Origin of the sequence: Microbulbifer aggregans (genome assembly GCF_001750105.1) — a bacterium.
GTDB lineage: Bacteria > Pseudomonadota > Gammaproteobacteria > Pseudomonadales > Cellvibrionaceae > Microbulbifer > Microbulbifer aggregans.
Map to the genome: position 1 here is coordinate 858,062 of NZ_CP014143.1, position 13,446 is coordinate 871,507.

Annotated in this window: 12 protein-coding genes; all 12 read right to left on the bottom strand. The window is 58.6% G+C overall.

Going from position 1 to position 13,446, the window contains the following annotated elements; all coding sequences use genetic code 11:
- Window positions 1–55: 55 nt before the first annotated feature.
- The gene (locus AUP74_RS03630; protein ID WP_069946366.1) at window positions 56–823 is read right to left on the bottom strand and encodes an outer membrane beta-barrel protein; all 768 of its coding nucleotides are present in this window, start codon (window positions 821–823) and stop codon (window positions 56–58) included.
- Window positions 824–1,073: 250 nt separating this feature from the next.
- On the bottom strand, window positions 1,074–1,850 hold the full coding sequence (locus AUP74_RS03635; protein WP_083261090.1) for an outer membrane beta-barrel protein: 777 nt from the start codon (window positions 1,848–1,850) through the stop codon (window positions 1,074–1,076).
- A gap of 269 nt (window positions 1,851–2,119) precedes the next feature.
- Window positions 2,120–2,872 carry a VIT1/CCC1 transporter family protein gene (locus AUP74_RS03640; protein ID WP_069946368.1) on the bottom strand — a complete coding sequence of 251 codons (753 nt, stop codon included), beginning with the start codon at window positions 2,870–2,872 and terminating at the stop codon, window positions 2,120–2,122.
- Window positions 2,873–2,981: 109 nt separating this feature from the next.
- Window positions 2,982–3,749 (bottom strand): hypothetical protein, encoded by a 768-nt coding sequence (locus tag AUP74_RS03645; protein WP_226999884.1) that lies wholly within the window; start codon window positions 3,747–3,749, stop codon window positions 2,982–2,984.
- Between the two features lie 41 nt (window positions 3,750–3,790).
- Complete coding sequence (locus AUP74_RS03650) at window positions 3,791–4,378, bottom strand: TMEM175 family protein (protein ID WP_069946370.1); 588 nt, start codon at window positions 4,376–4,378, stop codon at window positions 3,791–3,793.
- 159 nt (window positions 4,379–4,537) lie between these two features.
- Entirely contained in the window at window positions 4,538–5,695 is a 1,158-nt protein-coding gene (locus tag AUP74_RS03655) for a PQQ-dependent sugar dehydrogenase (RefSeq protein WP_069946371.1), read from the bottom strand.
- Window positions 5,696–5,841: 146 nt separating this feature from the next.
- Entirely contained in the window at window positions 5,842–7,752 is a 1,911-nt protein-coding gene (locus AUP74_RS03660; RefSeq protein ID WP_069946372.1) for a DUF885 domain-containing protein, read from the bottom strand.
- A 123-nt stretch (window positions 7,753–7,875) separates the two neighbouring features.
- Window positions 7,876–8,379, bottom strand: coding sequence for an MgtC/SapB family protein (locus AUP74_RS03665; protein WP_069946373.1), 504 nt, complete (start codon window positions 8,377–8,379; stop codon window positions 7,876–7,878).
- Complete coding sequence (locus AUP74_RS03670; RefSeq protein ID WP_069946374.1) at window positions 8,372–9,214, bottom strand: mechanosensitive ion channel family protein; 843 nt, start codon at window positions 9,212–9,214, stop codon at window positions 8,372–8,374. The genes AUP74_RS03665 and AUP74_RS03670 overlap by 8 nt, the downstream gene beginning before the upstream one ends.
- Before the next feature lie 69 nt (window positions 9,215–9,283).
- A complete protein-coding gene (locus tag AUP74_RS03675; RefSeq protein WP_069946375.1) occupies window positions 9,284–9,877 on the bottom strand; it encodes a DNA-3-methyladenine glycosylase I in 594 nt (197 codons plus the stop codon).
- Between the two features lie 113 nt (window positions 9,878–9,990).
- Window positions 9,991–11,010: an SDR family oxidoreductase gene (locus AUP74_RS03680; protein ID WP_069946376.1), complete on the bottom strand. Its 1,020-nt coding sequence runs from the start codon at window positions 11,008–11,010 to the stop codon at window positions 9,991–9,993.
- A gap of 316 nt (window positions 11,011–11,326) precedes the next feature.
- A complete protein-coding gene (locus AUP74_RS03685; RefSeq protein WP_069946377.1) occupies window positions 11,327–13,438 on the bottom strand; it encodes a prolyl oligopeptidase family serine peptidase in 2,112 nt (703 codons plus the stop codon).
- Window positions 13,439–13,446 lie beyond the last annotated feature (8 nt).

Consider the following 13,446-nt stretch of genomic DNA (forward strand, 5'->3'; position numbering starts at 1 on the left):
AAAAGCGCGGCCCATCGAGAGCCGCGCCCTATCCTCAAGCTAGGCGTCGCAGACGTCAGAAGTGCCAGCGCACCCCACCTTCCAAAAGCCAGCTCTCGGTTTTCATATCGAAGTCCGCCGGTAGCAGAGTGGCATCCACTTCCACGTCGTCGGTTTCCCGCCAGCGCAGGCCACCGAAAAACGTCAGCTGGTCACTGCAGAGATAATTGATTCCGCCCATCAACTGCCAGGCGAATACACTGTCGTCGTCATCGATGATGCGCACATTGGAGGGGTTGTAGTCCACATCCACCCAGGCATTACCTGCGCCGACACCGATATACGGCTGCCACTGAGTACCGGTATCCCAGTCGTAAAAGGCGTTGACGAACAGGTAATCGGTACTGAACTCCCCCTTGCCATCACCGACCACTTCACCGACGGTCACACCCAACTCAGTATCGAGTCCCTCGATCAGTACTGACGCATCCAGATCATCGATATTGCCGACACCGGCAATCCGCACATTATCGTGGGAGTCCACATCGTGCTCTGCATAGGCGTATTCCACTTCGAAACGGAAGCCATCAACCCGATAGCCCAGCGCCAGATTCACGCCCCAGCCGCTATCCACATCCGTGCTCCAGCGCACCCGCGTGCCGGATTCAATCAAAACACTCACCGGTCCACCGGTAATGAAGTCACTGGTAAAGCGACCGTCGGTATCCACGTCATCCATATCGTTGTAGCTGAGAGAACCGCCGACATATAGCCCGTCCGCATGAGCGCCGAAAGACAGAACACTGGCTGCAATCGCCGTCAAGAGAATCCTTTTACGCAACATAATCACTTCCTGTTGGTTGGTTTGGACAGAGATCCGTACGGTCTCTTCTTAACGATAGATCTTTGCCCTTGGCACTCGGAGGTAAATAGGCGCAGGTTTTCTGTTTCTGGCAGGTGATTGATTGGGCTGGGGCAAGCAATACCACCGACAGGGATTTGGGAACGGAAAATCAGGGGGGATTTTCAGAGAGGTGAAAGGAGGAAAGGGCCGCCCATCCCTGGGCGGCCCTGCCAAAATCCGGACGATGGAATCAGAACATCCAGCGGGTGCCGATTTCGGCAACAAAGCTGTCCATCTGTACTTCGAATCCGGCATCGAACAGGTCTGCATCTACCTGGATGTCGTCGGTCTGGCGCCAGCGCAGACCACCGAACAAGCTCAGCTGCTCGCTCAGATCGTAGTTGACGCCACCCATCAGCTGGTAGGCAAATACACTGTCATCGTCGTCAATGATGGTGACGCCAGAGGGACTGTAGCTGACGTCCACAGATGCGTTACCGATACCGGCGCCAACATAAGGAGTCAGCGCGGTACCCAGATCGAAGTCGTAGTAAACGTTGGCGAACAGGTAGTCGGCGTCGAACTCCCCCTCACCCGCGGCTACCAGGTCGCCCACACTGATACCCAGGTTGCCTGGCGCACCGCTGACCAGGACGCCGGCATCCTCACCGGTCAGATCGATACCGGCCGCGCTCACGCTATCGTGAGACTCGACGTCGTTCTGGGAGCTGGCGTATTCGGCTTCGAGGCGGAACTGGTTGATCTCGTAACCAAGCGCCAGGCTGAAGGTAGAACCACTGTCGACTTTGGTATCCCAACCCACATTGGTCCCGGCGGGCAGGGCGACACCGGCGGGGATCGTGGTACCCGGGCCGGTGACGAATTCACTGCTAAAGCTGCCGCTGGTGTCGGTATCGTCCATGTTGCTGTAGCCGATATTACCGCTCACATAAATGCCCTCTGCCGAGGCAGAAGCGGCAAAAACAGAACCCGCAATGGCACAGAACAACTTCTTTTTGCTGAACATGATCACATCCCTCTGTTGATGATTAGTGCTTCGAAAGTACGGCACTAGATTCTGGGCAGATCACGATCCAGTTTCGGAAAAAATAAAAATGTGAACACAACGGGATTTTTACAAAATGCTATCGATCTCAGTAATCCGGTAAGGGCAACAGCTCGTATCGACGCTTTTAATAGGTCAATAAGTATTAACGTAATAGCAACTTCGGAAGCTCTATTCCGTAGATAGTAGGTGACAAAGTTGCATTTCCAATCGCAGCATTTTGGGGCAGTTCAGCCTGTCAGTAGCGATCGCAACAGCCAGCCGGTGATGTAGGCAAGCGTCGCCGCGGCACCGCCTAACAGTAATGTTTTCAGACCAGAGAACAGAGCGCTGCGCTCACTACCCACTGTTTTACCCATACCGATGAGGAAAAACATCAGACCGGCAAGGGTAGTGCTGAGCAGAAACTGACTTCCGAGCTGCATAGCTGGGAATAGATACGGAGCTAGTGGTGCGGCCCCAATCAGAACGAAAGCGGAAAAAGTCACCAGAGCGGAACGCAGCGGATTGCCCTCCGCCTGACCGATCCCATACTCCTCGTTGAGCATGGTTTCTATCCACAGCTTGCGGTTGCCAGTAATCGTGCTGACGATCTTTTCCAGCGTCTCACCATGGAAACCTTTGCGTGAAAAAATCTGTCTTATCTCCTCTCGCTCTCCTTCCGGCACCTTGGTAATATGCTCTTCCTCTGTGCGCCTGGCAGTATCGACAAATTCACGCTGGGCGTTGACCGCCTCATAGTTACTGACAGCCATGCTGAAGCCATCGGCGATCAGGTTGGCGAGCCCCATGATCAGGATCACCGCCGCAGACATACCGGCGCCGAAACCGCCGGCGACGATGGCAAAGGTGGTGACGCAGCCATCGATGGCCCCGAGAACGAAATCCGAGGTATTCTGCGAGGGCGGCGGCTGACGCAGTCGACGGGCGATATGCTCCCGCCGATGCGAGCGGATCAGGGCTTCGGTATTCCCTTTTTTCATCGCCAGCCACCTCCCTGCAGGGCTTTCCTAGCGCACTCTCATCCGGCCGGTTAGCCAGCCCAGCGGCAGCGGCTTTTTACTCGCGCCACCAAACCACTTCCTGGATGGATTACTTCACGATAAAGCTGACCCGATCGACTCCGGTATTAGCTGTGCGTGGATCGTGAGCGTATACCAGCACCTGGTAGACACCGGGGCTTTTGGGTTTCAGCTCACCGACAAAGGTATTGGTATCAGTCAGTGACAGGGGAATGGTGGCAAATTCGTGCCCGTCTTTTTTCACCAGTGCCGCGACTTCCATCTTGCTGCCGTCCCAGATGCCACCATCGCTGATCGGACAGCCGCACATCATCACCACATTGGCGCGGATCTCGAATGGCGCATCCGACAGTTCCGTGTAGCGATGTGTCTGCGGGCTCAGCACATCCACCACCAGCCCGGGAATCTCCACCACCAGGCCCTCACCGTTCAGGTGCTTGCCCGGTACCAGCCACACCTGTGTCTGTGCAGCGACACGGGCCTGCTTCTTGATATAGGGGGCGAGCACCTCAACTGTCACAAATACCGGCTCGCTGAGGTCCAGCGTGGTGCGGAACGCCGCCGCCCCCTCGGCAATGGACTGGTGGCGACGATGGGGTTCTTTCATGATCAGGTCGGTATTGCCGGTGCTGCCCTCGGTCAACCCCTGAGCGAGAATCTCACCACTCTCCGCATCGCGAATCCTGACCATGGCCCCTCCCATGGAGGTGCCGATGAACTTGGCATCCTTGGATTTGGCGCGCACGACAATCTCGGTAGATTTTGCCTCTGCCACGACTGCGACCGGCAGCGCCAGCAAACTCACCAGAAAGAAGGTCATCAGTCTCAATGTTTGCATATGAATTCCCCGGTAAAAAATCGTTTTAAGTCGCCATTGCATCAACCTGACTTCCGATCGACCAGCGCCTGTTGCAGCCGTCGATCCGGAATCAGCCATAGCAGCGCAGTCAACACGTAAAGTGCCAGTGAAACCCACTCCCACAGAAACGCCAGCACAATCGCCGGCAAATAAAGCACAGTCGCGAGCCAGCCTTTCCAGTTGCGGCCGACCGGGTGATGCAGGCGAGCCTGAGACGCCAGAGAGGCCAGCACCAGTTGGCGCAGCCCCCAGTAGGACATGGCCGCGAATAATAGTACCAGACCATAAAGAGCAGCCGGACCGGGCGCAAAGTGGTTTTCCCCCATCCAACCGGTGGCAAAGGGGATCAGCGAAAGCCAGAAGAGCAGGTTCAGGTTGGCCCAGAGAATCGGCCGGTTGATCGTGGCCGCAGCTTCGAAGAGATGGTGATGATTACTCCAGTAAATCGCCAAGTAGATAAAACTCAGCACATAAGTGAGAAAGACCGGTATTACGGGCACTAACTTGTCGACACTGATACCGCGCGGCACCTCCATGTTCAACACCATGATGGTGATGAGGATTGCAATGACGCCGTCACTGAATGCCTCCAGTCGGTATTTCTTCATCGGGTACTTTCCTGTACCTATGCAGCGGTTAGTTCTCCACAGGGAGAGACGGCGTTCAGCCGAAGAGGATCATTCCTCGCTTCAGGATAGCCTCAACCTTAAAGCAAACAGGCCGGGGATACCGGCCTGTTGTGAAGATTACCTGACTGGATACACAGGTTATTTGACTGGCTCCAGACGGTAGAGCCCGGCGTCACCCTGATCATTGAGCAGGTAGATATAGCCATCGCGACCCTGGCGCACATCGCGGATGCGGCCGATCTGTCCGTCGAGCAGCACTTCGGTACCTTTCACGTCACTGCCATCAAGGATGATTCGCAGGAGCTTTTCGCTGCCAAGACCACCGGCCAGCAGGTTGCCCTGCCACTCTGGGAAGAGGCGGCTGTCCACCTGGGCCAACCCGGAAGGAGCAAAGCGGCCTTCGTAGAAGTGCCGGGGGTTCTGCACACCCGGCACTGACGGCACCCCGATGGCCTCGTCGCGGCTGTACTCCTTCGAGCGGGTCGCCTTGGGCCAGCCGTAATTTTTGCCGGCCTCGATCAGGTTCAGCTCGTCACCACCACGGGCGGCGTGTTCACTACCCCACACCTGGTCTTGATCCGTCACCACCAGGCCCTGGATATTGCGGTTGCCGAAACTGTAGATCTCGTCCAGCCCGGGCTTGTCGCCGGCAAAAGGGTTGTCCGCCGGTGCGCCGCCGGTCTCGGTGAGCCGCAGCACGCTGCCGGCGTGGTCCTCGATGTCCTGAGCGCGCTCGCGCACCACGCCGCGGTCACCAATGGTCATCATCAGGGTGCCATCTTCGCGCCAGGCAAGGCGGGAGCCATAGTGACGGCCGGGCTGGGAGAAGCGGTCCTGCACGAACAGCTCTTCGAAGCCGGTGAGGGCATTACCCTTCAGCCGCGCGCGCCCCATGGCGGTGGCGGTGCCCTTGTCGCCGCTCTTCGATTGACCGGCCTTGGAGTAGGTAAAGTAAATCCAGTCGTGCTGGCCATCGCCGTACTGCGGGTGCAGCACCACATCGAGCAGACCACCCTGGCCAATGGCGGACACTTCCGGTACACCCTCCAGATAGGTGACCTGGCCATCGTCGACCAACGCCAGGCGGCCGCGGCGCTCAGTCACGAGAAAGCGACCGTCGGGCAGCTGTGCCACCGCCCAGGGGTGATGGAGGCCTGACGCGAGGCGCACGATGCGGAAATCCTGCTTGTCGGTATCGATACGCTCTTCCACCACCTCTGCGGCCATCGCCGCAGTGCCGCCGACAAGCGCCAGCACCGCCAGAGAGCGGCTGAGGAATTTGGCCAATCGGTTCATGAATCAGATCTCCTTCACTGCAGAGTTAATGCTGCCCCGGATGCTAATAGGCCACAGGCCAAAACACAAAACGTGTGCCTTTTAAGCAGGCACAAAAAAGCCGGGCACATGCCCGGCTTTGGTTACGCAGAGATGCGTGTCTTCGATCAGCCCTGCTGGACCTCTTCGATCCAACGGTTGATCCGCTCTTCCAGCATCGGCAGCGGCAGGGCGCCTCCGCCGAGAACGGTGTCGTGGAAGCCACGGATATCGAACTTGTCGCCGAGCTCCTGCTTGGCTTTTTCACGCAGCTCGAGGATCTTCAGCATGCCGATCTTGTAAGAGGTAGCCTGGCCCGGCAGGGTCAGGTAGCGGCGCACCTCGGAGCGTACGGCGCTCTCGGGAATGGCGGAATTTTCCAGGAAGTATTCCACTGCCTGGTCCTGGGTCCAGCCCTTGGCGTGCATGCCGGTATCCACCACCAGGCGGATGGCGCGCCACATTTCCGCGGTCAGACGGCCGAAGTCCTTGTAGGGATCTTCAAACTGGCCCATCTCCTTGGAAAGCAGTTCGGAGTAGAGCGCCCAGCCCTCGATGTAAGGGGTGAAGTGCGCCTGGGTACGGAACTGCGGAATGCCCTCCAGCTCCTGGGCGATGGAGATCTGCATATGGTGACCGGGGCTGCCCTCGTGATAAGTCACGGTTTCCATGTCGGTGGTCGACAGGGCGCTCATGTCAGACATGTGCACGTAGTAGGTGCCAGGACGGGAGCCATCGGGAGTACCGGACTGGTAGTGCTGGGCACCACCGGGCACTTCGCGGAACGGCTCAACGCGCTTCACCACCAGCTTGGCTTTCGGCAGGATACCGAAGTACTCCGGCAGTTTTTTCTCGATATCGTCGAGGAAACCGCGTGTCTCGGCCAAGTAGCCCTCACGCCCTTCATCGGTGTTCGGGTAGTAGAACTGGTCGTCATTGCGGATGAAGGTGAAGAATTCCTGCAGGTTGCCGTCAAAACCTACCTGCTCCTTGATAGCCTCCATTTCCTTGCGGATACGGGCCACTTCCAGCAGGCCGATCTCGTGCACCTGATCGGCAGTCAGATCGGTGGTGGTGTAGTTCGCCAGGCGGTTGTTGTAGAAGGCCTCACCGTTCGGCAGGCTGGAGGCGCCCTTCGGCTCCTCGCTGGCGTTCTCGCGATCTTCCTGCAGCCAGGCAACGTACTGGTCGTAAACCGGCTTGAAGTTTTCCTTCAGGCTCTTCTCCACCTGGGCCAGCATCTCCGCGGCAGTTTCGTCGTCGATGTTGCCGTCTTTCTTCAGCGCTTCGATCTTGCCCTTGGCGTCGGAGTAAAGCGGAGCCTCACCCTCACCGCCGAACGGTGCGCCGGTGGTGACCTTCTGCGCGCGCTCGATGGCCAGGTCGTAGGCGAAGCGCGGCGGACGAATACCGTCTTTGGCAGACAGCTGGGCGCGTTCAAGCATCTGGCCCATGGCGCGGCTGATACCTTCGATCCGGGCGATATAGGCCTGCATGTCTTCCTTGGTTTCCACCTTGTGGATATTGATCAGGAAGTTCGGCAGGGAAGCCTCCGGCCCGCCCAGCTCGCCGGCAAAGTAGGAGTGGCGCTTGAACGGCTCGGCCGCCTTGGCCTGCTCATACTGGAAGATCCACAGGTCGTAGGATTCCTTGCCAGCCTTGGTGAGGTTGTCGTAGTCGAAGTTCTTTTTCAGGTCTTCGACAGTCTTGGCATGCCAGGCCAGCTCGCGAGCCTGAGCCTCTTCGCTCATGTCATCGATCTGGTCGTACTGATCCTTGCGGCCCAGGTAACTGAGCTGGATCGGGCTGAACTGCAGCTGCTCCTCATAGCGGTCGTTAAACCATTCGGTCAGACGCGCCGTCTCCGCGGCGGGGTTGGTGGCCTGATCCTTCGCCGGCGCAGCGGCTTCGGAAACCTGGGCGCTCTGCGCCTGTTGCGCAGCATCGGCAGCCTGGTTCGGATCTTCACCCTGGCATCCGCTCAGGATGGCCAGAGCCAGCAGGCTGGGGATAAATGGGCTATGCAGCTTGGTTCGCATCTTGGTGCCTCGTTCAAAATATGCACAGAAAAACGGCGCTTACTTTGACACGAAACCGCGGAGGAGTCGATTCCAGCGCCCCGGGGCCATCGGCTTCTGCGCCGAAGCGAGCCCTCGGCGGGATCAGCTCTCGCTGGGATCCCCCTCGGGAACGAGCGTCCGCCGTCGTCGCCAGCGCTTGTAGCGTGCGTGCACCCCGCGGGTCATCAGGGAGGAGTAGTTCTCGAGCAGATCGACCCCGAGCAGTACGAAGATCACCAGCCCTGCCAGTACCACGGCCGTACCCAGCGCGCCGAAGCCGATCAGGGTACCGATCGCCGCCTGCACCCAGATGGTGGCTGCGGAGGTCACACCCACTACCACGCCATCCCGGGCCAGCATGACGCCGGCGCCGAGAAAACCAATGCCGGTAATCACCTGCCCCAGCACCCGGGCCCGGTCCGCGCTGCCGCCGATTGAGACGGCGAGCGCGGTAAAGGCATAGGTACCCAGCACGATCAGTATGGAGGTACGGATACCCACGGGCTTGCCCCGCAACTGGCGTTCGAGGCCGACGGCCCCGGCACAGACCATGGCGGTGAGGATGCCGGGCCAGCTCAGCGGGGCCACGGCGAACAACTCATTCATGCAGGGCTTTCTCTTGGGGCTTTTCAGCCACCTGGTTGATGATGTGCAGCTCCCGCTGCGGGAAGGGAATACTGAGCCCCTCGCGTTCCAGTGCCGGCTTCAGCTGCTTCATCAGCGACCAGTAGACATCCCAGTATTCCTCTGTGCGTGCCCAGGCGCGCATGTGCAGGTTCACCGAGCTGTCCGCCAGCGCGCGCACCGCAAAGCTGGGCTCGGGCTCGGGAAGGATGCGCGGCTCATCGGCCACCAGCTGGCGCAGCACCGCCATGCCCTTCTCGATGTCATCGCGGTAGGCAATGCTGGCGATGATCTCGATGCGGCGTGTCGAGTTGCGGGTGTAATTAATCAGGTTCTGACCCCAGACATTGCTGTTGGGGGCAGAAATACAGAGCCCATCCGGCGTATCGAGCCGGGTAGTGAACAGGCCAACCTCACGCACGGTACCCATGGTATCCCCGAACTGAATGGTGTCGCCGACGCGGAACGGGCGCAGGCCGAGGAGAATAAAACCGGCGGCGATATTCTGCAGGGTATCCTTGAGCGCAAGGCCTATGGCGATACCGGCCGCACCGACCAGGGCGACCAGGCTGGTGGTGTTAACGCCGAAGCGGTCGAGAATCACCAGCACGCCGATCGCGTACACTGCCCAGACCACCATGTTGCTCAGCACCGGGATCAGGGTCTCATCCAGACGACCTGACAGCCGCCGCACACCCCTCCGGGCCAGACGTGCGGCGATATAGGTCAGAATGAGAATCAGCAGGGCGCTGCCAAGCTTCAGGGCACCGCTGATGATCAGCGGCCAGTATTCTTCGGTGAGCTGTTGCAGATCCATGAAAACCCCTCCTTTTTAGATCGACGTAAGCCTCGCAGCATACGCCATCTGCCGCGTAGTGCCAGCGGCTCAGAGGAGGTTTTTTGCCCGCGCCTCTTCGATACAGGGCTGATGGGCCGGGCAGGTCACCAGGTGGTCGTTGACCATACCGGTCGCCTGCATATGGGCGTACATGATGGTGGAGCCAACGAAACTGAAACCGGCTTTCTTGAGCGCCTTGCTCATGGCATCCGATTCCGGGGTGGTGGCCGGGATATCGGCCATGGTGTGCGGATGATTGACGATCACCCGGCCGTCGGTGAACTGCCAGAGGAAGTCGGACAGTGTCTCCCCGCGCTCACGCAGGGCCAGATAGGCACGCGCATTCTTGACCGCGGCTTCGACCTTGCGGCGATTGCGGATAATGCCCGCATCCTGCAACAGCCGCTCGATCTTGGCCGGGGTGTAGCGGGCGATCTTTTCCGCGTGGAAGTCGTCAAACAGGCGCCGGTAATTTTCCCGCTTGTTCAACACCGTGATCCAAGACAGCCCCGCCTGGGCCCCCTCGAGAATCAGGAACTCGAACAACTTGTCATCGTTGGTGACAGGGCGGCCCCACTCCTCGTCGTGATACTGCCGGTAAAGCGGTGTGGACAGGCACCAGTCGCAGCGATGTTCACTCACACATTTTCCCTTATAGCTTTCTGCCGGCTATTGCGCGCCGGAAAAAAAGTAATGCTGAATCAATTGCAGCACCAGCAGGGTCATCACCAGCAGAAAAATAATATTACCGCGATTCAAGCCGACACCTCCCCATTTTTTTCCGACGCAAGGCCCGTGAGCAAGCCCTGCTCGATCAGCCAGTCACGGCTCTCCCGCAACATTTCAACGAGCGGTACGTCACTCCGATAGCCGAGCTCTCGCCGTGCCTTGTCACAGCTGGCTGTCACCCGCCGGGTAATCAGGGCAGCCTTCTCCGGAGTGATCCTCGGTTCTTCACCGGTAAAGCGGGCAATCAGATCAGACAACTGGCCGACCAGATGAATGACCGCCGCCGGTGTCGTACGTCGCGGAACCGGTTGGCCAAGAAGATGTGCAATCTCGCCGAAGAACTCCAGGAAGCTGGCATCGATGCCGGCGAGGATATAGTTCTCGCCAGTTCGGCCCTTCTCATAAGCAGCGATATGAGCCTTGGCCACCTCAGCGGCATGACAGAAGGAGCCATTACCCGGCGGCACTCCCGGCAGCTTTCCATCCTGGATCAGGAAAAAAGTCTGGGCCCAGCTACCGGTATCGTACTTACCCACGATCGCACAGGGGTTCAGGAAAACCGCATCCAGGCCTTTCTCAATTTCCTCCCGCACCGCCAGTTCAGCGCGCTTTTTTGTATAGAGGTAACCGTAACGGGGGTCATCTGCCAGCTGTGGGCTCTGCTCATCGATGGGTTGCTTCTGGTAGCCATAAGCGGAGATAGAACTGGTCACCACCACGCGACCCGCCTGCTTCTGGCGCGACACCCGAGCCAGATTGGCTGACCCCACGACATTGTCCCGCCACTGCTGCTCGCGCCCGCCGCGCCACATGCTGGTGTTGGCCGCCACATGGAATACCCCATCCACGCCCTGCGGCACAGCGCTAGTTAGGGATTCGACATCATCCAGACTGCCCGGCACCAGCTCCGCGCCCAGTGATTTCGCCAATCGGGTATCCGAGCCCTCCCGGTGCATGGCAGTGACCCGCCAGCCCCGCGCAATCAATTGCTCGATCAGGTTGGCGCCGAGAAATCCGGTACCGCCGGTGACGAAAGCATGTTTCATTAGGAGAAGCCCTGCGTATGTTTATTTAATTATGAAAAAAGGCGGAGCGGGAAATTTGGGCACCTCAAATATGAAAACCTGATCGGCACAATATCCCCCCTAGACGCTGCCCAGTCCTGCCTGAATCCATACTCTCACAGCATGCCGACGCAAAAAGGAGCCATGCAAATTTTTTGGCTCCCAATCTTTCAGCCTGGATTTCACCAAGACCATCAGGAGGACACCGGAGCTTTTCCGGGAAATATTTGCCTGCCCGGCTATTTCCCGGAATAGACCGGACGCCATCTCCTGATGATTTGCCGATACAATGATTCCCTCAGTCGATATCCATTCCCAGCTGATCCGCCAGGAAAGCATACTGATTGGTAAAGTCCTCCACCTGCATCCATACCGGCTTGCCAGCACCGTGGCCCGCGCGGGTTTCCACGGCCAGGTAAATCGGATTCTCACAGCCCTGATCCCGCTGCAGGGCGGCGGCGAATTTATAGCTGTGCCAGGGCACCACTCGGTCGTCTCGGTCGGCGGTGGTGATCAGTGTGGCCGGATAGCACTTGCCTTTCTCGGTGTTATGCACAGGTGAGTAGGCATGCAGGGCTTCGAACTCTTCCTTGTTTTCGCTCAGGCCGTAATCGCTCGACCACTGGCGCGCGTTGGCGGATGCCGTGTGGTAACGCAGCATATCCAGCACCCCCACAATCGGCAGAGCAGCGGCGAACAGGTCCGGGCGCTGAACCATGGTTGCACCGACGAGCAGGCCGCCATTGGAGCGTCCCATGATGGCCAGCTTTTCTTTTGAGGTGACCTTTTCATCGATCAGCCACTCAGCCGCGGCGATGAAGTCATCGAAGACATTCTGCTTCTGCGTCTTGGTCCCCGCCTTGTGCCAGTCGGCGCCGTACTCACTGCCGCCGCGCAGGTTAACCATGGCCAGGGTGCCACCCATATCCAGCCACCCGGCAAAACGGGTGTAGAACTGGGGCAGCTGGGCGGCATTGAAGCCACCGTAACCATATAGCAGTGTCGGGTTGCTGCCATCGCGCTTCATGTCCTTGCGATGGACCAGGAACATGGGCACACGGGTGCCGTCCTTACTCTTGAAGAAATGCTGGCTGACAGTGAAATCCGAGAAATCTGCCGGGTAATCCGGTGTTTTTACTTTTTCGCTCTCGCCGGTCTGTACGTCCAGCTTGTAAATCGCCGGCGGCGTAAGGAAGTTACTGAATGCGTAATAGGTCTCCGGATCGTCCGGCTCACCGTAGAAGCCTTCGACGGTACCCATTCCCGGCAGCTTCAATTCGTACTGCTGTTTTCCAGCGAGATCGGTGACTACCACCTTGGACTTGGCATCTTCCAGGTAGTGCAGGACCAGGCGCTCGCCCACCAGGCTGGCGGACTGCAACGCATTTTTCTTTTCACCGACCAGTTCTTTCCAGTTTTCACGGCCGGGCTTATCCAGATCGACGGCGATCACTCGGCCGTTGGCTGCGTCGGCATTGGTCTCGAAGAAGAAAGTTTTGCCGCTGTTACCGAGGTACGTATAGAGCGCATCCCAGTCATCCAGCAGACGAACGACTTTGCCATTCTTTTCTCGAAGGTCGCGCAGGTAAACGGCATTGCTGTCATAGCCATCGAAGATAGTGAACACCAGGTAGTTCTCATCGTCGCTCAACTGGGCGTCGGGGTTGCGGGTGGGATGATCAGTGATCTCGTACACCAGTTCGTCGGCACTCTGCGGCTGACCCAGCTTGTGGAAATAGACAGCCACCTGCTTGCTGTCATCGGCACTGCCGTCAGCGTTGAACGGATAACGACTGTAGTAAAAACCGGATTCATCCTTGGCCCAGCTGACGCCACTGAACTTGATCCCGGTGAGCACGTCTTCCAGGTCCTTGCCGGTGTCCAGGTCGCGGACATGATAATCGGTCCAGTCAGTGCCGCCATCAGAGGTTCCGTAGGCCAGGTAGCGACCCTCGGGGCTTACGGCGTAGCGCTTGGCGGCGATTGTGCCGTCCTCACTCAGCTTGCGTGGGTCGAGGATGGCACTCGGCTTCTCTTTGCGCAGATCCTGGGTGCGATAGAAGATGCTCTGGTCCCAGGTACCGTCGTTGTATTCGTAGAAGACCTTGCCGGCCTTCTTGTACGGCACGCCGTATTGCTCGTACTGCCAGAGCTCGGTCAGGCGGTCATTAATCTTCTGCCAGCCCGGCAGCTCTTTCAGGGTCGGCAGGGAGAATTCATTCTGGGTCGCCACCCACTTGTCTACCGACTCGGATTCGAGGTCTTCGAGCCAGCGATAGGGGTCACTCACCTCTGTACCGAAATAACCATCTTTCTGGGCCACTGTTTTCGTCTCGGGGTAGTCGCCCGTGGCGAACGCTGCCGCACAGGTCAAGGCGCCAGCAGCCAGTGCCATCAGTTGTTTCTTCATGAGATCGG

Excerpts from the sequence above, each read along its gene's own strand:
- AUP74_RS03685 (WP_069946377.1), bottom strand. The coding sequence starts at position 13,438 with ATGAAGAAACAACTGATGGCACTGGCTGCTGGCGCCTTGACCTGTGCG.
- AUP74_RS03650 (WP_069946370.1), bottom strand. The coding sequence starts at position 4,378 with ATGAAGAAATACCGACTGGAGGCATTCAGTGACGGCGTCATTGCAATC.
- AUP74_RS03655 (WP_069946371.1), bottom strand. The coding sequence starts at position 5,695 with ATGAACCGATTGGCCAAATTCCTCAGCCGCTCTCTGGCGGTGCTGGCG.
- AUP74_RS03660 (WP_069946372.1), bottom strand. The coding sequence starts at position 7,752 with ATGCGAACCAAGCTGCATAGCCCATTTATCCCCAGCCTGCTGGCTCTG.
- AUP74_RS03640 (WP_069946368.1), bottom strand. The coding sequence starts at position 2,872 with ATGAAAAAAGGGAATACCGAAGCCCTGATCCGCTCGCATCGGCGGGAG.
- AUP74_RS03645 (WP_226999884.1), bottom strand. The coding sequence starts at position 3,749 with ATGCAAACATTGAGACTGATGACCTTCTTTCTGGTGAGTTTGCTGGCG.
- AUP74_RS03670 (WP_069946374.1), bottom strand. The coding sequence starts at position 9,214 with ATGGATCTGCAACAGCTCACCGAAGAATACTGGCCGCTGATCATCAGC.
- AUP74_RS03635 (WP_083261090.1), bottom strand. The coding sequence starts at position 1,850 with ATGTTCAGCAAAAAGAAGTTGTTCTGTGCCATTGCGGGTTCTGTTTTT.
- AUP74_RS03665 (WP_069946373.1), bottom strand. The coding sequence starts at position 8,379 with ATGAATGAGTTGTTCGCCGTGGCCCCGCTGAGCTGGCCCGGCATCCTC.
- AUP74_RS03630 (WP_069946366.1), bottom strand. The coding sequence starts at position 823 with ATGTTGCGTAAAAGGATTCTCTTGACGGCGATTGCAGCCAGTGTTCTG.
- AUP74_RS03680 (WP_069946376.1), bottom strand. The coding sequence starts at position 11,010 with ATGAAACATGCTTTCGTCACCGGCGGTACCGGATTTCTCGGCGCCAAC.